The following is a 25017-nucleotide window of genomic DNA, read 5'->3' as shown; positions in this document are numbered from 1 at the left end:
CGTCTATTGCGGCAGCTTGACTTGCAGCTGTTCAGGCCAGGCGGCCTGAGCGTCCAGCTTGACCCAGGCCACACCGGGCAGGCCCGTCTTGACCTGTTGCAGGTGCCTGGCGAGCAGGTCGCGGTCGATCTGCGCACGCACGCGGAACATGAGCTTCTGGCGCTCGCTGGCCGTCTCCACCGTCTTTGGGGTGAACTGCGCCGTGGCCGAGACAAAGCTGATTGTTGCCGGAATGACCAGCTGGGGCGCGGCATCGAGCACGATGCGCGCCTCGCTGCCGATGGCCACGCGCCCTGCCACGGTCTCGGGCAGGAAGAACGTCATGTACACATCGGACAGATCGACCAGATTCAGCACCCTTCCCCCGGCGGCCAGGACTTCGCCGGCCGCTGCGATGCGAAACTGCACCCGCCCGTCGCGCGGTGCGGTGAGGGTGGCATCCTGGAGTTCGACCTCCAGGCGCTGCACGCTGGCCTGTGCGGCCTGCACCTGGGCGTCAGCGCCGGTGACCTGGGCGCGCGCAGCCTGCACGGCGGCGCGTGCCGCATCGACCTGGGCCTGCGCAGCGGTCAGGGCCGCGCGGGCACTGCGCTCGCGAGCGCGGTCGTCGTCCAGCTCCTGCTGGGAAGAGGCACCATCGCGTGCCAGCTCGGTGGAGCGCGCCAGGCGCCGCTGGGCGGCATCCAGCTCGCTTTCGCGCAGGGCCACTTGTGCCTGGGCGGCACGCAGGTCGCTTTCGCGCAGGGCCACTTGTGCGTGCGCGCTGGCCACGCCGTGCTGTGCCTGGGCGTGGCGGGCCTGGGCTTCGCTGAGCTGGGCTTGCAGCGAGGCAGCGTCCATGCGCGCCAGAACGGTGCCAGCCTGGACAAAATCGCCCTCTGCCACCAGTACCTCGGCCAGGCGGCCGGGCAGTTTGGTGGCGATGTCCACCTCCGTGGCTTCGATGCGTCCGTTGCCTTGCACAAAGCCTTCGCCCAGCTGTGGCGTGCGATTGGCGTTCCAGAGCCAGTAAGCGGCTGCGGCAAGGATGACAAGCGCAGCCGGGCCCATCCATTTCTTCTTCAAGGTGGTTTGCATAGCGTGGTTCTTCCTAGGGCTGGTGCGGGGCCTGGGCCGTTGGCCGTGCAGGGGCAGCGCCACCCAGTGCGGCATACAGTTGCAGGCGGGCGCTGAGCAGGGCGTGCTCGGCCTGCACCACCTGCTGCTGTGCGGTGAGCAGGTCGCGCTCGGCATCCAGCACTTCAAAGTAGCGCGTGGCCCCGGCATCAAAGCGCCGCTGGGCCAGGCGCGCACGCTCCGTCAGCGTGTCCTGCGTGGCGCGCAGGGTGTGCAGTTGTTCGTCCAGCCACTGGTTGGCGGCCAGGGCGTTGGCCACGTCGCGGAAGGCGGCTTCAATGGTCTGCTGGTACTGGTTCAGCGCCTGCGCGCGCTGCACCTGGCTGAGCTCCAGATTGGCGCGGCGGCGCCCGCCGTCAAAAATCGGCAGCGCTATGCCGGGCGCAAACGTCCAGGCGCGGCTGCCGGAGGCAAACAGACCGTCCAGCTCGGCACTGGCGGTGCCGACGCTGCTGGTCAGCGCAATGCGCGGAAAGTACATGGCACGTGCCGCGCCGATGCGGGCATTGGCCGCCTGCAGTGCGTGCTCGGCCGCCAGGATGTCGGGGCGGTTTTCCAGCAGTTGCGAAGGCAGGCCCGGTGCCAGAGGCTGCAACGGTGCCAGGGCAAGGAGCGATTCGGTCTGGGGCTCCAGCCGCAGGCCGGGGTCGCCCACCAGCACGGCCAGCGCCTGCATCTGGGTGCTGCGCTGCAGCTGCAGCTGCGCCACCAGCGTGCTGGCCTGCTGCCACAGCAGCTCCACCTGCACCAGATCCAGCCGCGATGAGGAGCCAACCTCCACGCGGCGGGTGAACACGCGCCGGGCCTCGGTGCGGGTGGCCAGTGCCTGCTGGGCCAGGTGGATGCGGCGGTCCAGCTCGCGCACCGTCAGCCAGCCTTCGGCCACCTGGGCCACCAGCAGCAGGGTGGCGGCACGCTGCCCTTCCACGCTGGCCCAGTAACTGTGCCGGGCGGCATCGCTGAGGCTGCGCACGCGGCCCCACAGATCCAGCTCCCAGCTGCTCAGGCCCACGCCCAGCTGGTACTGGCTGGAGACGAGCGGCTCGCCCGTCAGGTTGAGATCCCCCGGCACGCGTGCGCGCTGCGCCTCCAGGCCGATGCCAACGCTGGGCGCACGCTCGGCCCGCGCCAGGCCGTACGCGGCCCGTGCCTGCTCCACGCGCAGCATGGCGGCCTGCAGATCGCGGTTGCGCGCCAGCGCCTGCTCGATGAGCGCTTGCAGCTCGGGGTGAGTGAAGTATTCGCGCCAGGCCGGTCGGCTGGCAGGGAGGGTGGCCTTGCCGGCATCCTCGGGTGCCGACGCAGCTGCCTGGTCGGTGAACTGCGCGGGCAGGGGCGTGTGGGGGCGCTCGTATTCCGGGGCCAGGGAAACGCAGCCGGCCAGCAGCAGCGCCAGCCCCCCGGTCAGGGCGCGTCGGAGGCAAAGCATCCCCCTGCCACTTGTGCCCGAAGGCAGGTTGGGGGCACAGCCATGCTGTGCGCTTGAAACTGAAAGCTTGTGCATCACTTTCTGGCAGTATAGCAAGCAGTTTGTCGCTATTTCCGGTTCGCACCACCCCTCCCACCTTGGAACTTCCCCATGCACGATGTCACCGCAGCCCCGGCCAGCAGGGCAGGGCAGTTTGTTCACTTTGACAACTCGCCGTTTGCACTTTTTCAGCCCTATCCACCCGCAGGAGATCAGCCTGCGGCCATCGAGCAACTGGTCGAGGGGGTGCGTGATGGCGAGGCCTTCCAGACCCTGCTGGGCGTGACCGGCTCGGGCAAGACCTTCACTATGGCCAATGTGATTGCGCGCCTGGGGCGGCCTGCCATCGTCTTTGCGCCCAACAAGACGCTGGCGGCGCAGCTGTATTCCGAATTCCGCGAGTTCTTTCCCAAGAACGCTGTGGAGTATTTCGTCAGCTACTACGACTACTACCAGCCTGAAGCCTATGTGCCGCAGCGCGATCTGTTCATTGAAAAGGACAGCGCCATCAACGAGCACATCGAGCAGATGCGCCTGTCCTGCACCAAGAGCCTGCTGGAGCGACGCGATGTGGTGATCGTGGCCACGGTCTCTGCCATCTACGGTATTGGCGCGCCAGAGAGCTACCACCAGATGGTGATGACCATGCGCACGGGCGACCGTGTGGGCCAGCGCGATGTGATTGCCCAGCTCATTCGCATGCAGTACCAGCGCAATGACCAGGATTTCTCGCGCGGCACGTTCCGTGTACGCGGCGACACGATTGACGTCTTCCCGGCGGAACACTCTGAGCTGGCCCTGCGCATTGAGCTGTTCGATGACGAGGTGGACAGCCTGCAGCTGTTTGACCCACTCACAGGTCGTGTGCGCCAGAGTATTCCGCGCTTTACCGTCTACCCCAGCAGCCACTATGTGACGCCGCGTGACAAGGTGCTGGCGGCGGTGGAAACCATCAAGCTGGAGCTGTCCGAGCGCGTCAAGCAGCTGGTAGGCATGGGCAAACTCGTGGAAGCGCAGCGCCTGGAGCAGCGCACCCGCTTTGATCTGGAAATGCTCAGCGAAGTAGGGCACTGCAAAGGGATTGAGAACTACACGCGCCACCTTTCGGGCGCAGCACCCGGTGAGCCGCCCAGCACGCTGACGGACTATCTGCCCAAAGATGCCGTGATGTTTCTGGACGAAAGCCACCAGATGATTGGCCAGCTCAACGCCATGTACAACGGTGACCGCCAGCGCAAGACCACGCTGGTGGAGTATGGCTTTCGCCTGCCTTCGGCGCTGGACAACCGTCCGCTCAAGTTTGAAGAGTTTGAGCAGCGCATGCGCCAGGTGATTTTTGTCTCGGCCACGCCTGCTGACTACGAAAAGACCCATTCCGGGCAGGTGGTCGAGCAGGTGGTGCGCCCCACCGGGCTGGTGGACCCTGAGATTGAGGTGCGTCCGGCTACCCATCAGGTGGACGATGTCCTGCAGGAAATTCGCCTGCGCGTGGAACAAAATGAGCGGGTGCTGATCACAGTACTGACCAAGCGCATGGCCGAGCAGCTGACAGACTACCTGAGCGAAAACGGCGTCAAGGTGCGCTATCTGCACTCAGACATTGATACGGTGGAGCGTGTGGAAATCATCCGAGACCTGCGTTTGGGTGTGTTTGATGTGCTCGTTGGCATCAACTTGCTGCGCGAAGGGCTGGATATTCCCGAGGTGTCACTGGTTGCGATTCTGGATGCCGACAAGGAAGGCTTTCTGCGTGCTGAGCGCAGCCTGATTCAGACGATTGGCCGCGCCGCGCGCAACCTGCACGGCAAGGCCATTTTGTATGCCGACCGCATCACCGAGTCCATGCGCAAGGCCATTGGTGAAACCGAACGCCGCCGTGCCAAGCAGATGGCGTTTAACGAAGCCAACGGAATTACGCCAAAAGCACTTGTCAAGAGGGTGAAAGATCTGATTGATGGGGTTTATAGCGAAAAAGGTGCACGTTCGGCCAGTGAACAATTGCAAATTCATTCTTCGAATGCGGCGGGGAAGGTGCTCTCCGAAGCGGAACTGGCCAAGGAAATCAAGCGGCTGGAGAAGGAAATGCTGGAGCGTGCCAAGAACCTGGAATTCGAAGCTGCGGCCCGTATCCGCGACCAGTTGTCGCTATTAAAACAAGAGCTTTTTGGAGCTTGAGCAACCCTGGAGGGAGTGCGGCGATAGCCTGTGGCGATTGCCGCGATTGGATGTACCCGACCAAAATAATGGGGTTTGTGCTATACTCCTACACATTACTCAACAACAACAAAACTTCATAAAGAAGGGCTCTGCGCCTTTTGCAGGACGGAGTAAGGGCGGAGACGGTAGTCAATCCGGTAATCCGTGATTGATGTTTCTGTAACGAACAGCCTGACTGAAGGAGCTCACGATGCGTCTTACAACTAAAGGCCGCTTTGCGGTCACAGCCATGATCGATTTGGCCCTGCGCCAGAACAATGGTCCCGTTACGCTGGCGGCGATCAGTCAGCGTCAACAAATTTCGTTGTCCTACCTGGAGCAGCTGTTTGGCAAGCTGCGCCGTCATGAACTGGTGGAGTCAACCCGTGGCCCTGGCGGCGGCTATACGCTGGCCCGCAAGGCAGCGGAAATTACCGTGGCAGACATCATTGTCTCCGTGGACGAGCCTATTGACGCTACCCAGTGCGGCGGCAAGGAAAACTGCATGGGCGAAGCTGGTCGCTGCATGACACACGAACTGTGGTCTGCACTGAACCAGCGCATGGTGGAATTTCTGGATTCCGTCACGCTGCAAAAGCTCGTGGATGAGCAGCTGGCCAAGGGCGTCCAGATTGAGGACAAGCCTGTGGTGCGCCGCGCCATTTCCACGGCGCCTGTGGTGAAGCCTATCCGTGTGAATGCCCCCAACTCGGTGTTTGCGCTGGGCAACGTTTTTGCCAAGTCTTAACTTCATTGCTTGAGGTGCTCTACCGGGCTTGCTCGGTAGAAATGTTCGGATTTTCGAAAAGGCAGCTTCCTGTAGTTGCCGCGTTGATTTCAATAGAGCCAGTCATGGACCAGACCCCACATTTCCCCATTTATCTTGACTACGGCGCAACCACTCCCTGCGATCCTCGCGTGGTGGACGCCATGATTCCATGGTTGCGTGAGCACTTTGGTAATGCTGCCTCTCGCAGTCACGCTTGGGGCTGGGAAGCCGAAGAAGCCATTGAAAAGGCCCGCACGCAAGTGGCTGAGCTGATCAATGCAGACCCCCGCGAAATCGTCTGGACCAGCGGTGCTACCGAGTCTGACAACCTGGCCATCAAGGGTGCTGCGCACTTCTATCAGGGCAAGGGCAAGCACCTGATCACTGTCAAGACAGAACACAAGGCCGTGCTGGACACCATGCGCGCTCTGGAGCGTGAAGGCTTTGAAGTGACGTATCTGGACGTGCAGGAAAACGGTCTGCTGGATCTGGAAGCCTTCAAGGCAGCTATCCGCCCTGACACCATCCTGGTGAGCGTGATGGCTGTGAACAATGAAATCGGCGTGATCCAGGACTTGAATGCTATTGGTTCAATCTGCCGCGAAAAGGGCATTATCTTCCACGTGGACGCTGCACAGGCCACAGGCAAGATGCCTCTGGACATGCAGACCATGCCTGTGGATCTGATGAGCCTGGCTTCGCACAAGACATACGGCCCCAAGGGCATCGGTGCGCTGTACGTGCGCCGCAAGCCTCGCGTGCGTCTGGAAGCGCAGATGCACGGCGGTGGCCATGAGCGTGGCATGCGCTCCGGCACGCTGGCGACCCACCAGATCGTGGGCATGGGCGAAGCTTTCCGCATCGCCAAGGAAGACATGCAAAAGGACTACGAGCACGCCAAGCGCATGCAGCAGCGTCTGCTCGACGGTCTGATGGATCTTGAGCAAGTGTTCGTCAATGGTGATCTGGAGCACCGCGTGCCCCATAACCTGAACATCAGCTTCAACTTCGTGGAAGGCGAGTCCCTGATCATGGGTATCAAGGGCCTGGCAGTGTCTTCCGGTTCCGCCTGTACATCGGCCAGCCTGGAGCCCAGCTATGTGCTGCGTGCCCTGGGTCGTTCGGATGAGCTGGCGCACAGCTCGCTGCGTATCACCATCGGTCGCTTCACGACAGAGGAAGAAATTGATTACGCCATCGCTTCGATTCGCAAGAACGTTGAAAAGCTGCGTGAACTCAGCCCCCTGTGGGAAATGTACAAGGACGGTGTTGATCTGAGCACCATCCAGTGGGCCGCGCACTAAGCGCCTTGCAACACACCATTGAAATCAAGAGGTAGACATCATGGCTTACTCTGACAAGGTCATTGACCATTACGAAAACCCCCGCAACGTTGGTTCCTTTGAAAAGGGTGACGACACTGTTGGTACCGGCATGGTGGGTGCGCCAGCCTGTGGCGACGTGATGAAGCTGCAAATCAAGGTCAACCCCGAAACCGGCGTGATCGAAGACGCTCGTTTTAAAACCTACGGCTGCGGCTCTGCCATTGCTTCTTCCTCTCTGGTGACAGAGTGGGTCAAGGGCAAGACGCTGGATGAAGCTGCTGCGCTGAAGAACAGCATGATTGCTGAAGAGCTGGCACTGCCTCCCGTGAAGGTGCACTGCTCCATCCTGGCAGAAGACGCCATCAAGGCTGCAGTGGACGACTACCGAGCCAAGCGCGGCGAAGCCGTGTCTGCCGAGTAACGCCATGGCGATTACGCTGACGGAAGCGGCTGCTCGTCACGTGGGGCGCTACCTGGCCCGACGTGGCAAGGGTATTGGCGTGCGCTTGGGGGTCAAGACCACAGGCTGCTCTGGCCTGGCTTACAAGCTGGAGTATGTGGACGAGGCGGAGCCTGAAGATGTGGTGTTTGAAAGCCACGGTGTGAAGGTGCTGATCGACCCCAAGAGCTTGGCTTACATCGATGGCACAGAGCTGGACTTTGTGCGCGAAGGTTTGAACGAAGGCTTTAAGTTCCACAATCCCAACGAGCGTGATCGCTGCGGTTGCGGCGAGAGCTTTCGCGTGTAACAGCGCTGCTTTGCTGCTTGCAGCAGGGTAGAGCACTGCATTGAGAACCGCCATCGCGCATGTGTTGGCGGTTTTTTATTGATATGAATCTGCAATCCGACGATTTTGAGCTGATGGGGCTGCCGCGCCAGTTTGTGCTGGACCGTGATCTGCTCGATGCACGCTGGAAAGAGCTGCAAAAGCAGGCGCACCCTGACCGCTTCTCGGCCGAGGGCGGCGTGGCGCAGCGCATTGCCATGCAATGGTCTGTGCGCATCAACGAGGCGTATCAGCGCTTGAAGCACCCCCTCAAGCGTGCGGCCTATCTGTGTGAACTGTACGGCGTGCCTGTGCGTGCCGAAGACAACACCGCCATGCCTGCTGCTTTTCTGATGCAGCAAATGGAATGGCGTGAAGCGCTGGAAGAGGCGGAAACAGAAGATGCCATCGACGCGCTGGATCAGGAAGTGCAGGCGGTGCGCAAGCAGATGCTGCAAAAATGCGAGCTTTTGCTGCAGTCACCAGAAGGTGCCGCAGAGGCTGTGCAGGTAGTGCGCTCGTTGATGTTTGTGGAGCGCTTCCGCGCCGACATCGAAGCACGACGCGACCAGTTGGGACAATGATTATTGGTGCTTTGCCGCTGCATTGCTGCACGGCAGGGTCTAGGCTGGCAGTGCATGCTGGCCATTGAATGGAATAGACAAAGCCATGGCTTTACTGCAAATCTCAGAACCCGGGCAATCGCCAGATCCACACCAGCGCCGCATTGCGGTGGGTATTGACTTAGGAACCACGCACTCCCTGGTGGCAGCGGTGCGCAATGGTGTGCCAGAGTGCCTGCCAGATACGCAAGGCAGGATTTTGCTGCCCTCTATCGTGAGATATGCAGAAGCGGGCAAGCGCCAAATTGGTGACGATGCCAAGGCTTTTGCCGTGGAAGATGCGGCCAACACCATTGTGTCGGTCAAGCGCTTCATGGGGCGTTCGCTGGCAGATATCGGTAACCAGGAGCAGCTGCCTTACCGCTTTGAAGATGGTGGTGCACAGGGCATGGTCAGCCTGCACACACGTGCCGGTGTGAAGTCGCCCGTGGAAATCAGTGCGGAAATTCTGGCCACGCTGCGCTACCGTGCCGAAGACACCTTCAACGACGACCTGTACGGTGCTGTGATCACCGTGCCTGCGTATTTTGATGATGCGCAGCGCCAGGCCACCAAGGATGCGGCCAAGCTGGCGGGCATCAATCTGCTGCGTCTGATCAATGAGCCTACTGCTGCTGCCATTGCCTACGGCCTGGATAACGCCAGCGAAGGCATTTACGCCGTCTATGACCTGGGTGGCGGTACGTTTGACATCTCCATCCTGCGTCTGACCAAGGGCGTGTTTGAAGTGATTGCCACGGGTGGTGACTCCGCGCTGGGCGGTGATGACTATGACCAGGCGCTGGCACAGTGGGTACTGGCTCAGGCGGGTGTGTCGCTGTCGCAGGTGCAGGATCTGGCAGCCGTGCGCATGGCCGCCAAGCGTTGCAAGGAAGCGCTGACTGACAGCAATGAAGCCGTGTTCAGCATGGATTTGCACAGCGGCCAGCGTCTGGAGCAGCGCGTCACGCGTGCGGACTTTGATCAGGCCACTGCTGCGCTGACCAAGCGCTCCATCAGCGCTGTGCGCCGTGCACTGCGTGATGCAGACCTGCAGCCTGAAGAAGTGCAGGGCGTGGTCATGGTGGGTGGCTCCACCCGCATGCCACAGGTGCAGGAGGCGGTAGAGGCTTTCTTTGATCGCAAGCCGCTGACCAATCTGAACCCCGACGAAGTCGTGGCGCTGGGCGCAGCCATCCAGGCCAACCAGCTGGCGGGCAACAATGCAGCCGGTGACCTGCTGCTGCTGGATGTGATTCCGCTGTCGCTGGGCATTGAAACCATGGGCGGTCTGGTGGAGCGCATCATCTCGCGCAACGAAACCATTCCTGCAGCCCGTGCGCAGGACTTCACCACCTATAAGGACGGCCAGACGGCCATGGCCATCCACGTGGTACAGGGTGAGCGCGATCTGGTGGCAGACTGCCGCAGTCTGGCGCGCTTTGAGCTGCGTGGCATTCCGCCCATGGCAGCAGGTGCAGCGCGTATTCGCGTGACCTTTACCGTGGATGCGGATGGCCTGCTGTCCGTTTCTGCCAAGGAGCAGACCAGCGGCGTGGAAGCACACATTGATGTGAAGCCTTCCTACGGCCTGTCGGATGAACAAGTTGCTCAAATGCTGCAAGATGGCTTTGCCACCGCGCAGCAGGACATGAAAGCCCGTGCGCTGGTGGAGGCGCGCGTGGATGCAGATCGCATGCTGCTGGCCACCATGAGTGCACTGGAAGCCGATGCGGATCTGCTACAACCCGAAGCGCTGGAAAAAATCCACGCCCTGATGGAGCAATTGCGTGCTGTGCAGGCGTCCGAAGACGCCGCGCAGATCGAAGCTGCCACACAGGCCCTGGCCAAGGGGACAGAAGCTTTTGCCGCGCAGCGCATGAATCGCAATATTCGCGAAGCGCTGGCGGGTAAGAGCGTGCAATCTATCTCTTAAGAAACGTTGGATATGCCCATCATCAAAATATTGCCCCATCCTGAATACTGCCCACAGGGCGCACAGATCGAAGCGCCTGCTGGCACAACGATCTGCGAAGCACTGCTGGACAACAAGATCAACATCGAGCACGCCTGCGACATGAGCTGCGCCTGCACGACCTGCCACGTGATCGTGCGTGAAGGCTTTAACTCGCTGAACGCCAGCGATGAGACCGAAGACGACCTGCTCGACCGCGCATGGGGGCTGGAGCCTCAGTCGCGCCTGAGCTGTCAGGCCATCGTTGCGCAAACTGATCTGGTGGTGGAAATCCCCAAATACTCCATCAACCACGCCAAAGAAAACCACTGATTCTTATGTCGCGTCAAATCGTTCTGGATACGGAAACCACGGGCCTGTCACCGGAAACGGGTGACCGGGTGATTGAGCTGGGCTGCGTGGAGCTGGTCAACCGCAAGCTCACCGGCAATAACCTGCACCTGTATTTCAATCCGGAACGCGACAGCCATCCAGATGCCTTGCGCGTGCACGGGCTGACGACGGAGTTTCTGAGCGACAAGCCCAAGTTTGCAGAGAAGGCGCAGGAGATCCTGGCCTATCTGCAAGATGCGGAACTCATCATTCACAACGCGCCCTTTGACGTGGGTTTTCTGAACAAGGAGCTGTCGCTGCTGGGGCTCAAGCCCATTACCGAATACGTTGCCAAGGTGACGGACTCTTTGGTGATGGCCAAGGAGCTGTACCCCGGCAAGCGCAACTCGCTGGATGCGCTGTGCTCGCGCCTGGAGGTGGACAACAGCGGCCGTGAACTGCACGGCGCCTTGCTGGATGCGGAGCTGCTGGCAGACGTCTACATCAACATGACGCGGGGGCAGAACACCCTGGTCATGCCGGATGTGGATGATGACCATGGCGGCCAGGCTTCGGGTGAATCTGCGCCTGCCATTGATCTGCGCAGCTACCGGCTGCCTGTGCTCCAGCCCAATGAGCAGGAGCTGGCTGCCCACGAAGCCTATCTGGACGAGGTCGATAAGGCCTCTGGTGGCAAAACAATTTGGCGAGTTTCCGAAAACGTCACTCAAGCTGTGACATAATTCAAGGCTTACCAGATTGCTGGTTGGGGTGATTAGCTCAGCGGTAGAGCACTGCCTTCACACGGCAGGGGTCACATGTTCGATCCATGTATCACCCACCAAGAATTTGCGTGATTAGCTCAGCGGTAGAGCACTGCCTTCACACGGCAGGGGTCACATGTTCGATCCATGTATCACGCACCAATCAAGCTTGACAGCTATGTCAGCTGCGGGTGATTAGCTCAGCGGTAGAGCACTGCCTTCACACGGCAGGGGTCACATGTTCGATCCATGTATCACCCACCACAATTTGCGTGATTAGCTCAGCGGTAGAGCACTGCCTTCACACGGCAGGGGTCACATGTTCGATCCATGTATCACGCACCAGTCAAGCAAAACCTCCTGAATCCCTGGTTCAGGAGGTTTTTTGCTTTGGGACTTCTTCTTGCGCAGAACGCACGCATGCCGGTCTGTGCGCGTGCGAAGGGGTGTTCACGCAGCCTTGCGCTGGCTGCTGCGTCGCACGGCGCGCGCGCTGATCTTGGTGGCCTCAGGAAAGCGCGCCATGGCGTACGACACCGCCGAGCAGGTGCTGGAAAACAAACCGACATAGCGGACGCCTTGAACTTTGACAATGCAGTACTTCATCGAATTGCAGGAGTTGTTTGTGCTTGAATTGTTACTTATCGACAATTCTGTTTCAAAATGAAACAAAAAGTTGTAACAGACACTGATGCCCCGCATTTCGACAGTGGGTGTGGGTTGGCCTCAGTTCAGAAGGGTGGACATGTGGATGGCGCAAACTATTAAAAAAATAGCTGCTTGCGCTTGCATTCCAAGGTTTTCATGATGTTTTATGCATGAAGTGCTTGAAAAACAAGCGTAAGCAGCTATAAAAAATAAGAGCAGTGTAGTTTGCCATGATTAGTTACAGACTGTTGGCATGCCGGAGACACGCATTGGATAAGAAGCAGCTCAGCGAAGCAGACATTCGCGCCAAATTCATTGACCCAGCCATCCTCAAGGCAGGCTGGAGCGAAACCACCCAGATCTACCGCGAATACACCATTGCCCCCGGCCGCATCGTGGTGCGCGCCCTGTGCCAGCAATTGCGTGAACAACTGATCCAGGCGCGCCAGACCGAAAACCTGCTGGCGCAAGCATGGGTGGAGCAGGCGGCGGCATAAGCACCTCGGTACACATGACAGGCTACGCAAAACCTTGGACCAGTTATGCGGACCAGCTGCGTATCCTGCAGCAGTGCGGCATGCAGGTGTCTGATGCCGCCAAGGCACTGGAGTATCTGGGGCGTATTGGCTACTACCGCCTCTCCGGCTACTGGCACGACATGCGCCAGTGGCAGTGCGATGCAAACGGCCAGCGCGTAGTGCTGGACCAGTTCAAGCCCGGCACGCAGTTTCAGGACGTGGTGGCGCTGTTTGACAAGCGCCTGCGCCTGTTGGTGCTGGACGCGCTGGAGCGCATTGAAATTGCGCTGCGCGTGGACCTGTCTTACCGGCTGGGGCAAAAGGGGCCGTTTGCGTATCTGGATCCGGCTAACTTCAATGCTGTTTTCACGCAGAAGAAGAAACGATCAGGCTTGACGGCCTATGCAGAGTGGCTGCAGAAGCACGACAGCTTGATACAGCGCAGCAGCGAAAAATTCATTCAGCACAACCGCAATAAATATGGTTTGCCGCTGGCTATTTGGGTGGCCTGTGAAGTGTGGGATTTTGGCTGTATGTCTGTGCTTTTTTCAGGCTTACCAGAACCGGAACAGAACGACATTGCGAAGTCTTACGGGCTGCCAGCAGATAGCGGCAGTGTGATGGTCAGTTGGCTGCGCAGCTTGAACTATGTGCGCAATGTCTGTGCCCACCATAGCCGCTTATGGAACCGAAACGTGGTGGATCAGCCCAAGCTGCCTAAAAAAGGTGCTGTGCAGGCGTTGGATGTGTTCCACGGCAAAGCTTGGCTGGTGGCACGCCCGTTTGCGCTGTTGTGTATTTGCCAACATTTGATGCAGCAAATTAACCCGCATTCCTCGTGGAGTCAGCGTGTGCGGGTGCTGTTGGAGAGCTTTCCGCCCTTGCATCATGTGGGCTTGACGCTGCAAGGCATGGGAATGGAGGCTCAGTGGCTACAAGCACTAGATGACGGGCGCCCTGCTTGCTGGACCAGTCTTTTGCGCTGAGAGGGATAAAGAAAAACCCCCAGCAGCTAGTGCAAGCACATCACTGAAGGGGGCCGTGTTGACGGTGATTCTAGACCTTTTTGGGTTTTTGCACATCATCCAGAGCGTGCAGTCTGTGGCATGGCAGTGTTCTTGCTCGGGGTGAAAATTAAAAAAGCCTTGTAACTCATTGAATTACAAGGCTTTTGTATTTTGGCGGAAGGGGCGGGATTCGAACCCGCGGTAGGCTATTAACCTACACACGCTTTCCAGGCGTGCGACTTAAACCGCTCATCCACCCTTCCGTTGCTGGGGCTGCAGTGCAGCATCAGCGAAAACTTTGCCAGCTGCAGAGGATTGGCTCTGCGATTTGGCGAAACCAAGATTCTAGCGCAGTTTTTCATGCCCTCAATGAAATTCAGGGTGTCTGTGCGTGGGCTGAGGGCCTTGCATGCAAGTTGGTGCCTGTGCAGGCGGTGTGCGACACAACGTGACGCAGTGCTGTGAAGAATCTGGGGCTGCAATCTCAGGAGGACACAGCATGGCAAGAAGGCGTAAATTAGGTTCAGGGGTGAGTGGGGATCTGGACCCATTGGTCAGATTGTGGATGCTGCGCTTGCTGGTGCTGCTGGGCGGCCAGCGTGAGTTCCTTGGCACACATGGTTTTCGCAATGATGCAGTGGCTGTTGCTCTGGGTCTGGGGCACTGGGTGGATGAGGCGGAGTTTGATTTGCCCGACTATCTGAAGAGGGGCGAAGGCAGCAGCAGTGAGTTTGAGGTCAAGCGGGTCAAACGCGCGCTGCGGCAGATGCACCAGCAGGCTGAAGACAGTAAGCCGCAGACCGTGGCTTCGGAATTCATGCGCCGCAATATGCACAGGCTGGCCGAGCTGGTGGGACTGGATGAGACGGACTGCAAGATCCTGACGTTTGTTGTGGTCATTCACAACGAACGCCTGCTTGACGATACGGGGGATTTGCTGGGCCAGCTTTCGTCGTCCAGGGTGTTTCAGGTGCTGTCAGTGCTGCTGGAGCTGCCGGAAACTGCGGTGCGTACCGCATTGGGTGCACAAGGGATTCTGGCGCGCTCCGGGCTGGTGTCGGTGGAGCGCAGAGGGGCTAGCACGCTGTGCAACAAGCTGAACCTGCTGTCGGATGTGTTTGCAGACCTGATGGTCTCGGCCGACACGGACCCGCTGGGTTTGCTCAAAGGGACGGTTGCCCCTTCACCGCAGGGCACGCTCAGTCTGGCTGATTACGCGCACATTCAGCCTTCGCTGGACATTTTGCAGCCGTATCTGCAGCACACGGCGCAGACATGCCGGCGTGGCGTGAACATCTTTTTGCATGGGGCGCCTGGTACAGGCAAGAGCGAACTGGCGCGTGCACTGGCGCAGGAGCTGGGCTGTGAGTTGTTTGAGGTGTCCAGCGAAGATGAAGACGGCGATCCCATCAACGGAGAGCACCGCCTGCGTGCCTTTCGGGCCGCGCAGAGTTTTTTTGCGCAGCGCACGGCGCTGGTGGTGTTTGATGAGGCTGAGGATGTCTTCAACGATGGCGACCTGATGTTTGGCCGCAAGAGCACGGCGCAGGTGCGCAAGGCCTGGGTCAACCGCATGCTGGAGGACAACCCGGTGCCGACGGTATGGCTCTCCAACGCAGTGCGCGGTATGGACCCGGCTTTTGTGCGCCGTTTTGACATGGTCATTGAACTGCCAGTGCCTCCCAGAAAGCAGCGTGAGCAGATGCTGCGCATGCGCTGCGGTGACTTGCTGGATGCGCCGCGTATCGCGTCAATTGCAGAAGTTGACAGTCTGGCTCCGGCAGTGATTGCCAAGGCGGGTGGGGTGGTACGTGCCATCAGTCAGCAGCTGGGGGCGGAGAAGACCGCTGCTGCGTTTGAGCATCTGGTCAGCAGCACTTTGCGCGCGCAGGGGCACCGCACGCCGCTCAGGCAAGGGGGTGCAGATGTGGCCATGGGCTATGACCCTGCATTCATCCAGGCTGACGCTGATCTGGAGGAGGTGGCTCGGGGGCTGGTGGGTACACAGTCCGGCCGCCTGTGTCTGTACGGGCCGCCGGGCACGGGCAAGACCGCCTATGGCCGCTGGCTGGCAGAGCAGCTGGGCATGCCGCTGACGGTTAAGCGGGTGTCGGATCTGATTTCGCCCTATGTGGGCGAGAGTGAGCAGAACATTGCGCGGGCATTTAGGGATGCGCAGTCGGAGCAGGCGGTGCTGATGATGGATGAGGTGGACAGCTTCTTGCAGGACCGCCGTGGCGCACAGCGTGGCTGGGAGGTGAGCCTGGTCAATGAAATGCTCACGCAGATGGAAGCTTTTCCGGGGGTGTTCATTGCTTCGACCAATCTCATGGACGGGCTGGATCAGGCTGCACTGCGGCGTTTTGACCTGAAAGTGAAGTTTGACTTTCTGCCGCCACAGCAAGCCTGGGCACTGCTGTGCGCGCAGTGCGAACGCATGCAGCTGCCTGCGCCTTCAGATGCAGAGCGCGCACAGCTGGCGCGACTGCACAGCCTGACGCCAGGTGACTTTGCCGTGGTAGTGCGCCAGAGCCGGTTTCGCCCAGTGCGCAGCGCGGCCAGCCTGATTGTAGCGCTGGAAGCGGAATGCGCGGTCAAGCAAGGTGCTGGCCGGTCGATGGGGTTTGTGTAAACAAGTGCTGAGGTTTATATAGTTTTAATAGCTGTTAGCGCCTGATACATAAGCCTTAGAGCGTGTTTTTGCTATGAAAATTTGGCTGCTACGGCTTCGGATGCAGCAGTTCAATGCCCGGCAATGCCTTGTATGTGCATTCCCGGGTAATGCGCACAAAATCCTGCATCCACGGGCGCTGTGCCACTTCAGGGCTGCTGGCCATATACAGGTGTGCATGCAGACCGTTGGGCGTAATGGGCTTGGCGGCTATATAGCCTTTTTCCAGATAGCTTTGCACCGTCCACATCGGCAAGGTAGCAATGCCGCGGCCACTGGCCACCAGTTGCAGCATGGCCACCGTGAGCTCACTGGTGCGCCTGCCTGCGGGGGTGACTCCGGCTGGGATGAGCACTTGCCGCATGATGTCCAGCATATCGTCAGGGATGGGGTAGCTGATGAGCACTTCGCTGGCGAAGTCCTGCGCTTGCAGGTAGCTGCGCTCAGACAGGTGGTGCTGCTTGGCAATCAGCGCCAGCATTTCGTAGCGAAACAGCGGGTGGTAGACGACGGGGTCATCCTCATCGGGGTCGCCCACGATGGCGACTTCTGCCCGGTTTTGCAGGATGAGCGCCACGGGGTCGGGGTGAAAGCCGGAGACGATGTCCAGCTCTACATCCGGCCAGCGTTGGCGGAAGACATCCATGGCGGGCATGAGCCAGTCAAAGCAGGTGTGGCACTCCACCACGATGCGCAGCGTGCCACCGCCACCTTGCGACAGGCGCAGCACATCGCGTTCCGCCTGTTCAACCTCGGGCAGGATATGGGCCCCCAGTTCCAGCAGGCGTTCGCCAATGGCACTGAACTTCAGCGGGCTGGATTTGCGCTCAAACAGCGGGCTGCCGTAGCGCTCTTCCAGAAATTTGATCTGGTGAGATAGCGCAGACTGGGTAACGTTGAGCATCTGCGCAGCGCGAGCCAGGCTGCCGGTTTCTTGCAGGGCGCAGAGCGTACGCAGATGGCGCAGCTCCAGAAAAGGGGAGAGGATCACAGCAGGTCGTTGGTGCGAAAACTTAAGGCTATTAGTTTTCCTCAAGTTTATCTGAAAAATTCTCGTTTTACTGCAAGATATAACTTTTATAGCATTCATGCATTCCTTGTTGCAGCTTGCACTGCACTGGGCTCTCATGTTTCTCTCAAGGTTTGTATGTCGCTGTTCTGTTCTTGCCCTCTGTTTCACATGCCGATGCTCTTGGCTGCTGCTGAGCGTAGTGCTGGCATTTCGATGATTGACAGCCCAGCATGATTTGAAGCCGGATTTGCCTGAATGCGAAGAATTGAAAATAAAAAACATTGCATGCATATCGCAGGTTTGCTGCATTCAATGTTTTAAATAGATTTAGAAAATTTCACGAAATTTCAGAATTTATTCTGAAGGGAAAAGACGACCATGTATCCAGACTTCACTTTTAGCATTGAAAAGTTCATTTTTGATGAGAACTATCAGCCATCGAATAAAACCAGGCTGACCACCAATTTTGCCAACTTGGCGCGCGGTGAAAATCGCAAGGAAAATTTGCGCCGTACGATACAGATGATGAATAATCGTTTTAACAGTCTGGCGCACTGGGATAACCCCAATGGTGATCGCTATGCGATTGAGCTGGAAATTGTTTCTGCGGATATGAAAATCAATGGGGAAGCATTAAAGCATGAGCTTCCACTGATTGAAATACTAAAAACCAATATTATTGACAGGCAAACGGGGCTGCACATCGAGGGCAGTGGCGGCAACAGCTTCTCGTCTTATGTGCGTGACTATGACTTCAGCGTCTTGCTGAAAAATCACAACGAAAACAAGCCGGAGTTTAGTGAGCCAGAGGAATTTGGTGTGTTGCACGGAAAGCTGTTCAAGCACTTTCTGAACTCCAAGGCTTACCAGGAAAATTTCAGGAACTATCCGCTGATTTGTCTGAGCATTGCTGCTGGTAAAACTTATTACCGCACGGGTACGCATCATCCTGTGCTTGGCATGGAGTACACCCAGGATGCTCCATCCATCACAGACAGGTATTTTGAGAAAATGGGTATGAAGGTACGTTACTTCATGCCCGCAAACAGTGCTGCACCTCTGGCTTTTTATTTTATTGGCGATCTGCTTGCAGATTATGCCAATCTGGAGATGATTGCGGCCATCAGCGTCATGGAAACTTTCCAGAAGATCTATCGCCCTGAGATTTATAACGCCAATGCCCCAGCTGCTACACGCTTTCAACCTAGCTTGAAGCATACCGACTATTCATTGACGCAGATTTTCTACGACCGTGAAGAGCGCAACCAATTGGCCGTCAATCAGGGCAAGTTGACCGAAGCATGGTTTATCAAGCCCTACGAAAAAATCCTTGCGCAATGGGCTTCGCATGTACAGGTTTAAACGCCGTGCATGGATAGCGCTGAGATACATATTTATGAAAGAGCCATCATGCGCCCATTGCGTGTAGTTGCGATCTCTGGTGGGGTGCAGCAAAGCTCCAAATCCACAGTTCTGGCAGAACATTTGCTGCACTTGATGGCCCAGAAGCTGCCTGTTGAACCACGGTTGACCGTCCTCGGCACGCTGGTGCCGCAGTTAGCGGGCACGACATGGCGCGCTCAAGTGCCAGGTGTGGTGGAGCAAGCGCTGGAGGAAGTGGAGCAAGCAGATGTTCTGGTAGTGGTTACCCCGGTCTTTCGGGGCTCTTACACCGGCATGTTCAAGCACTTTTTTGACTTGATCCATCAGGATGCCTTGATCGATAAACCGATTCTGCTGGCTGCCACAGGCGGCAGTCAGCGTCACGCCTTGATGATTGATCACCAGCTGCGGCCCTTGTTCAGCTTTTTTCAGGCGCGCACTTTGCCGCTGGGCGTTTATGCGACAGACAGCGATTTTGAGAGCCATCGCCTGCACAGTGCAGCCTTGCTGGAGCGTGCCCAGTTGTCCGTGGATCGGGCATTGCCTGTGATTGAACTCATATGCCGCGCACCAGCGGTGACTCCCTGAGTGCTCACTTCGCGCTCTCCATACAGGGGAGCGCCCCCACTTTTTGTTTATTGTTTGAGAGGAACCCTGATGTTTGAGACTTCTATTGCAGGCAGTTTGCCAAAACCAGCCTGGCTGGCAGAAACCAACAAGCTCTGGCCGCAGTGGAAAGCGGAAGGCGATGCACTGCTGCAAGCCAAGGCGGATGCCACCCTGCTGTGGATCAAAGCCCAGGAAGATGCGGGCCTGGACATCATTTGCGATGGCGAACAGTCCAGGCAGCACTTTGTGCATGGCTTTCTGGAGCAAGTCGAGGGCATTGACTTTGAGAACAAGGTCAAGATGGGTATTCGTAACAACCGCTATGACGCCATGGTGCCGCAGGTGGTGTCGGCGCTGCGCCTGAAGGGCCGCGTTCATGCCTTTGAAGCGCAGCTGGCGCGCGCTCATACGAAAAAGAAGCTCAAGTTCACCTTGCCTGGACCCATGACCATCATCGACACCGTGGCAGACAATTACTACGGTGACAAGATCAAGCTGGCTTTTGCTTTTGCCGAATTGCTGAATCAGGAAGCCCTGGCGCTGCAGGCGGATGGCGTTGACATCATCCAGTTTGATGAGCCTGCATTCAATGTCTATATGAAGGACGCCGCAGACTGGGGTGTACAGGCACTTGAGCGTGCCGCACAAGGCTTGACCTGCACCACAGCGGTACATATCTGCTATGGCTACGGCATCAAGGCCAATACCGACTGGAAGAGCACCCTGGGTGAAGAGTGGCGGCAGTACGAAGAGGTGTTCCCCGCACTGGCGCGCAGCAGCATTGACCAGGTGAGTCTGGAGTGCATCCACTCCCATGTGCCTCCTGAACTGATGAAACTGCTGGTGGGCAAGGACGTGCTGGTGGGCGTGATCGATGTGGCCAGCGATGTGGTGGAGACACCTGAGGAGGTCGCAGACACCATCTCCAAGGCGCTGGAGTTTGTGCCTAAGGAACACTTGTTCCCTTGCACCAACTGTGGCCTGGCACCGATGGGGCGCGATGTGGCATGGCGCAAGCTGAAAGCCCTGGCTGCTGGTACCCAGCTTGCCAAGGAGCGGCTTGCGGTGAAGTCATTGTGATGGGCTGCAGCTGCTTTGTTCAGGCAGCTCAATCAGCCGGGCGCGCAACGAACTACCGGTGATGCACAAGTGATCGGAGGTTTGGCTAAACTGCCGCCTCGTTTTACTTGGGATTCCTGTCCCTGCAACGCCCTGATTTATGACTGCTGCAACCTATCCATCCGCTGAAACTGACTTTGACGCCATCATCCTGGGAGCGGGGGCAGCCGGTTTGTTCTGTTCGGCACAAGCCGGACAACTGGGCCTGAAGGTGCTGCTGATTGATCATGCGGAGAAGGTGGCAGAGAAGATCCGTATCTCAGGTGGTGGGCGCTGCAACTTTACGAACCGGGACTTGGATGTACGCGCCCCACACAAACACTATGTGGGCCAGAACCCCCAGTTTTGCCGCTCTGCGCTGTCTCGCTATACGCCTAACGACTTCATTGCCTTGCTGGACAAGCACGGCATTGCCTATGAAGAAAAGCACAAGGGGCAGTTGTTTGCCAGCCGTAGTGCCGAGGACATCATTCAGATGCTCTTGGCGGAATGCCAGGCGGGTCACGTACAGCGCTGGCAGCCGTGCAGCGTAAAGAAAGTGGCGTTTGATCCAGCCCAGGCACACAGCCGTAAATATGCAGTGCACACGGATCGCGGTGTCGTTCATGCACGGTGCCTGGTGCTGGCCACGGGTGGCCTGTCGATCCCCAAAATTGGTGCCACAGACTTTGGCTACCGTCTGGCACAGCAGTTTGGCCTGCCTTTGGTAGAGCGCCGCCCAGGCCTGGTACCTCTGACCTTTGATGGCGAGCACTGGCAGCCTTATGCACAGCTGGCTGGCCTGGCGCTGAACGTGGAGATCAGTACGGGCAGCCAAAAAGAGAGAGTGACTTTCCAAGAGGATTTGCTGTTCACGCACCGTGGTTTGTCTGGCCCAGCGGTGCTGCAAATTTCCAGCTACTGGAAAGAAGGCTCTCCGCTCAAAATCAATCTGCTACCTGGTAGCGATATGGGTGAATTACTACAGCAAGCCAAAAGCTGCTCTCGCAAGCTCGTCGCGAACGAGTTGTCTGCCTATATGCCTAGTCGCTTGGCGGATGCCTGGACCGCACAGCGGCCTGAGCTGCAACGTCCGATCAATGAGGTCAGCGATAAAGCGCTGGCTGCGTTGGCAGAGAAATTGTCCCGCTGGGAAATCACGCCCAGTGGTTCAGAAGGCTATAAAAAAGCGGAAGTGACTTTGGGTGGCATTGACACCAAAGCCTTGTCGCAAAAAACCATGGAGGCTAAATCTCAGCCCGGTCTGTATTGCATTGGTGAAGTCGTTGACATCACAGGCTGGCTGGGTGGCTATAACTTCCAGTGGGCTTGGGCCAGTGCTTTTGCGTGTGCGCAGGCCATGGCACAGCAGCCTGCGAACGATCAATAAAAATGCTTCGGCACGTTCGCTCAAGCACTGGTCGATGCCGTTCAGTCCGCAGATGAGGCTGGCTTTCCATAGCTCTTGCTCGTGAATGGGACTGCTTCGACACCACGGCGTTGATTGACGACCAGTGTCATCAAGAAAAACAGATTGCACAGCGTATTGCACATGCGTGGCAGGATGTCTGGCACAGTCTTTTGCCCTTCCTCCTCCACACGCACCATGCAGCGAATCGCCTTTTTGGCAGCAGATCGTGCCTGGTGCAGTTGTGGCACGGGGGCAGTGCCGCGAGGCAGCACAAAAATATGTTCACGCTCACCAACCTCGGTGCGGTAGTGCTGCAGTCTGCCCAGCAGCCATTGCTGGTCGTCTTCGGTCACAGCAAGACGTCCACGGATGGAGCCATTGATGTGAAAAGCCAGGGGCTGCAGCGTTTCAAGGTCCTGGCGCATGTCTTGCATGTCATCGGGCATGGCTGCAATGGCGCTGCCAATCAACGCACACAGTTCATCGGTGGTGACTTCAAAGTCGCACAGGTAAGAGGTCTGGTGAATAAAAGGGTAGCAGACTTCATCCCAGTTTTTGCTGAGTTTCATGGGGTTCTTTCGCGGTAGGGCATGCGCAGGCAGCGCAGAAAAATCTCTGCCGCCTCCGCCAGGCGTGGGCCAGGTCGCGTCGCAATGCGGCGCTCTTCGGCGGTCAGGGGACATATGCGCCCGTGCTCGAGCGCAGGAATACGGTGCCAGCCGGGGCGTGTGTGCACTGCGTGTGCCCCTTGGGAGTAGGTCTGGATGATCAGCTCCGGCGCATGCTGGACCACATATTCAGGAGAGAGCTTGGGGTAAGCCGTGGTCGATGCTGCTGCAATGTTCTGCGCCCCCAGAAGTGCTAACAACTCACCAATAAAGGAGCTGGGCGCGGCGCTGTAAAGCGCAGCATCAAGCTCGATATAGACACGCTGTGCTGGAATTTTTGCAGCTTGCTCGCGCAATGCATCGAGCTTTTGGTCCATGGCGGCAATCACCGCTGGTGCAGCCTGCGTGTCCAGTAGACCATCTAAGCGCTGCAAGACGCTGCGGACTTCCTCTATTGATAAGGCATCGACTTCCTGCACATTCAGGCCCAGTGCCTGCAGCTTTTGAATTACTTGCGGAGCGCGCCCCACCAGTACCAGATCGGGCTGTAGCTGAACAATTTCTTCGAGACGAGGTTGCCAGGTTTTTCCCAGCCGTGGGAGCTTGGCAACTTCTGGCGGGTCCAGCGAGAAATCATCCACACCTACGAGGCGATCGCAGGCCCCTAAAACACAAACTGCCTCCGTAGCAGAAGGCAGTAAAGAGATCACGCGCTGTGCCTGGGCCCATGCCTGCCCATAAAGGGCGGACAGGGTCACAAGGCACGCTGCGCTGTAGATGCGCAGCTTGGGCATTATTTAGGGGCCCATTTGAGCGTCAGATAACCAGCGCGGCCACGTTGGTTGTAGCCATAAACGGTTTCGTATTCCTTGTCAGTCAGGTTAGCCACACGTGCTTGTAGCGCCCAATCTTTGGCAAGCTGGTATTCGGCATAGGCATCTACTGTGGTGTAACTAGGAAGATAAGCGGCTGTAGAGCGCTGACGCTTGCCAACATGTAGTGCAGATGCACCTATCTTCCAAGCCCCCCAGTAAGCATCAAGTGCAACGCTGGCTTGATCTTTAGCTAGGTTGTATAGAGGTAAGCCGGAACCATCGTGGGCATTTAATCGCTCGTAATTTGCATTCAAATTCCAATGCGTGCCGCTGACGCTATATAGCAGTGACCAGCCCTTGAGCTGTGCTTGATTAACGTTGGCGGGAAACCAAGGGCTGTTATTTGGATCTGCTGGATCGGAAGGTGCCCAAGCAATCAAGTTTTTAACTTTGTTATCAAAACCTACCAACTTAAGATTGTGTACACCAATATCCCATGTAAGACCAATTTCATTGCTTTTTGCTGTTTCAGGCTGCAGCAGAGGATTTCCACTTCTTGGGTAGTACAGGTCATTGAAAGTAGGCGCAGTTAAGCTGCTGGAGCGACTGATATGTGCTTTGAGAGAAGAAAAAATTTCATAACCATAGGTCAGCCCCCAGGTGTTGTAACCACCGTATTGAGAGTTGTCATCTCGACGCAAATTGATCTGCCAAGAGTGGCCTGCGTGACTACCATTCACACCTGCGTAGACAGCATTCGTGGTACGGCTGGTGGTGTCAAATGGGGTAGACGTATCTATTTTTTGTTTTAAATGGTCAAAACCAGCGACAACGATACCTGCTGCCGTTTTTATTTCATTACCCCACTGGATTTCGTCTTGAGTGGTGTTGAACTTATCACTGTGGCGCGTATTGGTTGATACGGTGTGATATTGGTTGCTTTGCTTGTCCATAGAGCGAGCTAAGCTCAGATGGGTTTTCCACGTAGGACTCACAACACCGGATAGCTTCAAGGAGCGTGTCCCGGCTTGTGAATTAAGCCATGCATCTTGAAGCAAATTGTTGTAGTCCGCATTATCAAACTCAGCATAGCTTTGGGCTTGCAGTAGATTGGCATCTAAGCGCCAAGCATCATTGAATGCGTAACCCAGGCTGGCACTGACAGCCGTTTGGTTAAATTTATCTTTATCTGGACTATGTTTGGGGCCGGCTTTTTTGTTCGTTGAAGAAAATCCAGGATCGAGCACGCGGGATACATTCAAACTGTAGTTCCAGCCTTGCTGGGTGCCAATAAACCCAGCATTGGCATCTTTGTAGCCAGCACTGCCCCAGGTAATGTCGGCATGCGGTTTAAAGGCTTTTTTGGCACCTTTACCTTGTTTGGTAAAAATTTGAATCACGCCTCCAATGGCATCACTGCCATACAGAGCTGAGGCGGGGCCTTGTACTACTTCAATGCGTTCGATTTGTTCGATCGGAAGGCTAGCTAGAGTGGGAGTTCCCATTGTGGCCGAGCCAAAACGCACTCCATCGATAAGCAAAATTACTTGGTCACTTCCACGAATCGTGAAGGACTGTGTATTGCCCCGTCCTCCATTGCTTGACATACGGACGCCAGCCAGTCGTTGCATGATTTCAGCCAAAGAGCGTCCAGCAAAATTCCCTATTTGTTCTTGTGTGATCACACGCACGTCGGCCAAAGTTTCGTCCAGTTTTGTTTCGGAGCGGGTCGCCGTCACAACCGTGGGATTCATGCGCGCTTCTTCTGCGGCGACCTTTTGTGTCAAGGCCGTAGCGGTTATCGTAACCACAGCTAAAGCAAAACGCGCAGACGTGCCCACGGCACCCTGCTTCAAGGAGGTTTGGAGAGACATAAAAATTTTGAGCTGCACGCACAGCGTCCCCGCATGTGCGTCACAAAACCACCGGGGCAGCTGCGCAGG

The 25017-nt window shown here is 57.5% G+C and carries 23 protein-coding genes and 5 tRNA genes; 20 read left to right on the top strand and 8 right to left on the bottom strand.

Annotated elements, in window-relative coordinates; all coding sequences use genetic code 11:
- Positions 1–3: 3 nt before the first annotated feature.
- Together B5M06_RS15745 and B5M06_RS15740 are read right to left on the bottom strand one after the other, a co-directional pair.
- The gene (locus B5M06_RS15745; protein ID WP_054067268.1) at positions 4–1077 is read right to left on the bottom strand and encodes an HlyD family secretion protein; all 1074 of its coding nucleotides are present in this window, start codon (positions 1075–1077) and stop codon (positions 4–6) included.
- Positions 1078–1090: 13 nt separating this feature from the next.
- The gene (locus tag B5M06_RS15740) at positions 1091–2545 is read right to left on the bottom strand and encodes an efflux transporter outer membrane subunit (RefSeq protein WP_054067269.1); all 1455 of its coding nucleotides are present in this window, start codon (positions 2543–2545) and stop codon (positions 1091–1093) included.
- A 150-nt stretch (positions 2546–2695) separates the two neighbouring features.
- On the opposite strand from B5M06_RS15740, the gene uvrB reads away from it, so the two are divergent.
- The 13 genes from uvrB (at position 2696) to B5M06_RS15675 (ending at position 11639) form a co-directional block, all read left to right on the top strand.
- On the top strand, positions 2696–4759 hold the full coding sequence (gene uvrB / locus B5M06_RS15735; RefSeq protein WP_054067270.1) for an excinuclease ABC subunit UvrB: 2064 nt from the start codon (positions 2696–2698) through the stop codon (positions 4757–4759).
- 232 nt (positions 4760–4991) lie between these two features.
- Positions 4992–5528 carry a Fe-S cluster assembly transcriptional regulator IscR gene (iscR, locus tag B5M06_RS15730; protein WP_054067271.1) on the top strand — a complete coding sequence of 179 codons (537 nt, stop codon included), beginning with the start codon at positions 4992–4994 and terminating at the stop codon, positions 5526–5528.
- 104 nt (positions 5529–5632) lie between these two features.
- The gene (locus tag B5M06_RS15725; RefSeq protein WP_054067272.1) at positions 5633–6853 is read left to right on the top strand and encodes an IscS subfamily cysteine desulfurase; all 1221 of its coding nucleotides are present in this window, start codon (positions 5633–5635) and stop codon (positions 6851–6853) included.
- A gap of 40 nt (positions 6854–6893) precedes the next feature.
- Positions 6894–7295: a Fe-S cluster assembly scaffold IscU gene (gene iscU, locus B5M06_RS15720; RefSeq protein WP_054067273.1), complete on the top strand. Its 402-nt coding sequence runs from the start codon at positions 6894–6896 to the stop codon at positions 7293–7295.
- A gap of 4 nt (positions 7296–7299) precedes the next feature.
- Positions 7300–7623, top strand: coding sequence for an iron-sulfur cluster assembly protein IscA (iscA, locus tag B5M06_RS15715; protein WP_054067274.1), 324 nt, complete (start codon positions 7300–7302; stop codon positions 7621–7623).
- 83 nt (positions 7624–7706) lie between these two features.
- Complete coding sequence (gene hscB, locus B5M06_RS15710) at positions 7707–8225, top strand: Fe-S protein assembly co-chaperone HscB (protein ID WP_054067275.1); 519 nt, start codon at positions 7707–7709, stop codon at positions 8223–8225.
- A gap of 85 nt (positions 8226–8310) precedes the next feature.
- Positions 8311–10179: a Fe-S protein assembly chaperone HscA gene (hscA, locus tag B5M06_RS15705; protein WP_054067276.1), complete on the top strand. Its 1869-nt coding sequence runs from the start codon at positions 8311–8313 to the stop codon at positions 10177–10179.
- 12 nt (positions 10180–10191) lie between these two features.
- A complete protein-coding gene (fdx, locus tag B5M06_RS15700; RefSeq protein ID WP_054067298.1) occupies positions 10192–10530 on the top strand; it encodes an ISC system 2Fe-2S type ferredoxin in 339 nt (112 codons plus the stop codon).
- 5 nt (positions 10531–10535) lie between these two features.
- On the top strand, positions 10536–11273 hold the full coding sequence (dnaQ, locus tag B5M06_RS15695) for a DNA polymerase III subunit epsilon (RefSeq protein WP_054067277.1): 738 nt from the start codon (positions 10536–10538) through the stop codon (positions 11271–11273).
- A gap of 26 nt (positions 11274–11299) precedes the next feature.
- Positions 11300–11374, top strand: a tRNA-Val gene (locus tag B5M06_RS15690).
- A gap of 7 nt (positions 11375–11381) precedes the next feature.
- Positions 11382–11456, top strand: a tRNA-Val gene (locus B5M06_RS15685).
- Positions 11457–11483: 27 nt separating this feature from the next.
- Positions 11484–11558: transfer RNA gene (locus tag B5M06_RS15680), tRNA-Val, on the top strand.
- 6 nt (positions 11559–11564) lie between these two features.
- Positions 11565–11639: transfer RNA gene (locus tag B5M06_RS15675), tRNA-Val, on the top strand.
- A 105-nt stretch (positions 11640–11744) separates the two neighbouring features.
- On the opposite strand, the gene B5M06_RS17280 is transcribed toward B5M06_RS15675, so the two are convergent.
- Positions 11745–11900, bottom strand: a complete 156-nt coding sequence (locus B5M06_RS17280) for a hypothetical protein (protein WP_165442790.1) — start codon at positions 11898–11900, stop codon at positions 11745–11747.
- Between the two features lie 311 nt (positions 11901–12211).
- Between B5M06_RS17280 and B5M06_RS15670 the strand changes: the two genes are divergently transcribed.
- Both B5M06_RS15670 and B5M06_RS15665 read left to right on the top strand, forming a co-directional pair.
- Entirely contained in the window at positions 12212–12439 is a 228-nt protein-coding gene (locus B5M06_RS15670; protein WP_054067278.1) for a hypothetical protein, read from the top strand.
- Complete coding sequence (locus B5M06_RS15665; protein WP_338028317.1) at positions 12415–13446, top strand: Abi family protein; 1032 nt, start codon at positions 12415–12417, stop codon at positions 13444–13446. The genes B5M06_RS15670 and B5M06_RS15665 overlap by 25 nt, the downstream gene beginning before the upstream one ends.
- A 193-nt stretch (positions 13447–13639) precedes the next feature.
- Here the strand turns inward: B5M06_RS15665 and B5M06_RS15660 are convergent.
- A tRNA-Ser gene (locus B5M06_RS15660) sits at positions 13640–13730 on the bottom strand.
- A gap of 302 nt (positions 13731–14032) precedes the next feature.
- On the opposite strand from B5M06_RS15660, the gene B5M06_RS15655 reads away from it, so the two are divergent.
- Positions 14033–16099, top strand: a complete 2067-nt coding sequence (locus tag B5M06_RS15655; RefSeq protein WP_240183957.1) for an ATP-binding protein — start codon at positions 14033–14035, stop codon at positions 16097–16099.
- An 88-nt stretch (positions 16100–16187) separates the two neighbouring features.
- Here B5M06_RS15655 and B5M06_RS15650 read toward each other — a convergent pair whose 3' ends face one another.
- Complete coding sequence (locus B5M06_RS15650) at positions 16188–17126, bottom strand: LysR family transcriptional regulator (RefSeq protein WP_054067299.1); 939 nt, start codon at positions 17124–17126, stop codon at positions 16188–16190.
- A 402-nt stretch (positions 17127–17528) separates the two neighbouring features.
- Here B5M06_RS15650 and B5M06_RS15645 point away from each other — a divergent pair, with 402 nt between their 5' ends.
- The 4 genes from B5M06_RS15645 to B5M06_RS15630 all read left to right on the top strand — a co-directional run bounded on the left by B5M06_RS15645 (position 17529) and on the right by B5M06_RS15630 (position 21630).
- Positions 17529–18512, top strand: a complete 984-nt coding sequence (locus B5M06_RS15645; RefSeq protein WP_054067281.1) for a putative oxygenase MesX — start codon at positions 17529–17531, stop codon at positions 18510–18512.
- A 45-nt stretch (positions 18513–18557) separates the two neighbouring features.
- The gene (msuE, locus tag B5M06_RS15640) at positions 18558–19121 is read left to right on the top strand and encodes an FMN reductase (protein ID WP_054067300.1); all 564 of its coding nucleotides are present in this window, start codon (positions 18558–18560) and stop codon (positions 19119–19121) included.
- A gap of 69 nt (positions 19122–19190) precedes the next feature.
- A complete protein-coding gene (locus B5M06_RS15635; RefSeq protein ID WP_054067282.1) occupies positions 19191–20222 on the top strand; it encodes a methionine synthase in 1032 nt (343 codons plus the stop codon).
- A gap of 139 nt (positions 20223–20361) precedes the next feature.
- Positions 20362–21630 (top strand): BaiN/RdsA family NAD(P)/FAD-dependent oxidoreductase, encoded by a 1269-nt coding sequence (locus tag B5M06_RS15630; RefSeq protein ID WP_054067283.1) that lies wholly within the window; start codon positions 20362–20364, stop codon positions 21628–21630.
- Between the two features lie 41 nt (positions 21631–21671).
- On the opposite strand, the gene B5M06_RS15625 is transcribed toward B5M06_RS15630, so the two are convergent.
- The 3 genes from B5M06_RS15625 to B5M06_RS15615 are packed head-to-tail and all read right to left on the bottom strand — an operon-like array spanning position 21672 to position 24948.
- Positions 21672–22220, bottom strand: coding sequence for a hypothetical protein (locus B5M06_RS15625; RefSeq protein ID WP_054067284.1), 549 nt, complete (start codon positions 22218–22220; stop codon positions 21672–21674).
- On the bottom strand, positions 22217–23053 hold the full coding sequence (locus B5M06_RS15620) for an ABC transporter substrate-binding protein (protein ID WP_054067285.1): 837 nt from the start codon (positions 23051–23053) through the stop codon (positions 22217–22219). Before B5M06_RS15620 ends, B5M06_RS15625 begins: the two co-directional genes overlap by 4 nt.
- Positions 23053–24948, bottom strand: a complete 1896-nt coding sequence (locus B5M06_RS15615) for a TonB-dependent receptor domain-containing protein (RefSeq protein WP_162777454.1) — start codon at positions 24946–24948, stop codon at positions 23053–23055. Before B5M06_RS15615 ends, B5M06_RS15620 begins: the two co-directional genes overlap by 1 nt.
- Between the last annotated feature and the right edge of the window lie 69 nt (positions 24949–25017).

The organism is Comamonas kerstersii (genome assembly GCF_002056725.1).
GTDB lineage: Bacteria > Pseudomonadota > Gammaproteobacteria > Burkholderiales > Burkholderiaceae_C > Comamonas > Comamonas kerstersii.
Note: the sequence above shows the minus strand (reverse complement) of the source record. Positions and strands in the feature narration are given on the sequence as shown.

What these genes read in the sequence shown, in the direction of transcription:
- hscA (WP_054067276.1), top strand. Translation starts at nt 8,311, where the DNA reads ATGGCTTTACTGCAAATCTCAGAACCCGGGCAATCGCCAGATCCACAC.
- B5M06_RS15655 (WP_240183957.1), top strand. Translation starts at nt 14,033, where the DNA reads ATGCTGCGCTTGCTGGTGCTGCTGGGCGGCCAGCGTGAGTTCCTTGGC.
- B5M06_RS15745 (WP_054067268.1), bottom strand. Translation starts at nt 1,077, where the DNA reads ATGCAAACCACCTTGAAGAAGAAATGGATGGGCCCGGCTGCGCTTGTC.
- B5M06_RS15645 (WP_054067281.1), top strand. Translation starts at nt 17,529, where the DNA reads ATGTATCCAGACTTCACTTTTAGCATTGAAAAGTTCATTTTTGATGAG.
- dnaQ (WP_054067277.1), top strand. Translation starts at nt 10,536, where the DNA reads ATGTCGCGTCAAATCGTTCTGGATACGGAAACCACGGGCCTGTCACCG.
- iscR (WP_054067271.1), top strand. Translation starts at nt 4,992, where the DNA reads ATGCGTCTTACAACTAAAGGCCGCTTTGCGGTCACAGCCATGATCGAT.
- B5M06_RS15725 (WP_054067272.1), top strand. Translation starts at nt 5,633, where the DNA reads ATGGACCAGACCCCACATTTCCCCATTTATCTTGACTACGGCGCAACC.
- B5M06_RS15630 (WP_054067283.1), top strand. Translation starts at nt 20,362, where the DNA reads ATGACTGCTGCAACCTATCCATCCGCTGAAACTGACTTTGACGCCATC.
- B5M06_RS15615 (WP_162777454.1), bottom strand. Translation starts at nt 24,948, where the DNA reads ATGTCTCTCCAAACCTCCTTGAAGCAGGGTGCCGTGGGCACGTCTGCG.
- B5M06_RS17280 (WP_165442790.1), bottom strand. Translation starts at nt 11,900, where the DNA reads ATGAAGTACTGCATTGTCAAAGTTCAAGGCGTCCGCTATGTCGGTTTG.
- B5M06_RS15665 (WP_338028317.1), top strand. Translation starts at nt 12,415, where the DNA reads ATGGGTGGAGCAGGCGGCGGCATAAGCACCTCGGTACACATGACAGGC.
- B5M06_RS15740 (WP_054067269.1), bottom strand. Translation starts at nt 2,545, where the DNA reads ATGCTTTGCCTCCGACGCGCCCTGACCGGGGGGCTGGCGCTGCTGCTG.
- uvrB (WP_054067270.1), top strand. Translation starts at nt 2,696, where the DNA reads ATGCACGATGTCACCGCAGCCCCGGCCAGCAGGGCAGGGCAGTTTGTT.
- iscA (WP_054067274.1), top strand. Translation starts at nt 7,300, where the DNA reads ATGGCGATTACGCTGACGGAAGCGGCTGCTCGTCACGTGGGGCGCTAC.
- B5M06_RS15620 (WP_054067285.1), bottom strand. Translation starts at nt 23,053, where the DNA reads ATGCCCAAGCTGCGCATCTACAGCGCAGCGTGCCTTGTGACCCTGTCC.
- hscB (WP_054067275.1), top strand. Translation starts at nt 7,707, where the DNA reads ATGAATCTGCAATCCGACGATTTTGAGCTGATGGGGCTGCCGCGCCAG.
- B5M06_RS15625 (WP_054067284.1), bottom strand. Translation starts at nt 22,220, where the DNA reads ATGAAACTCAGCAAAAACTGGGATGAAGTCTGCTACCCTTTTATTCAC.
- B5M06_RS15635 (WP_054067282.1), top strand. Translation starts at nt 19,191, where the DNA reads ATGTTTGAGACTTCTATTGCAGGCAGTTTGCCAAAACCAGCCTGGCTG.
- fdx (WP_054067298.1), top strand. Translation starts at nt 10,192, where the DNA reads ATGCCCATCATCAAAATATTGCCCCATCCTGAATACTGCCCACAGGGC.
- iscU (WP_054067273.1), top strand. Translation starts at nt 6,894, where the DNA reads ATGGCTTACTCTGACAAGGTCATTGACCATTACGAAAACCCCCGCAAC.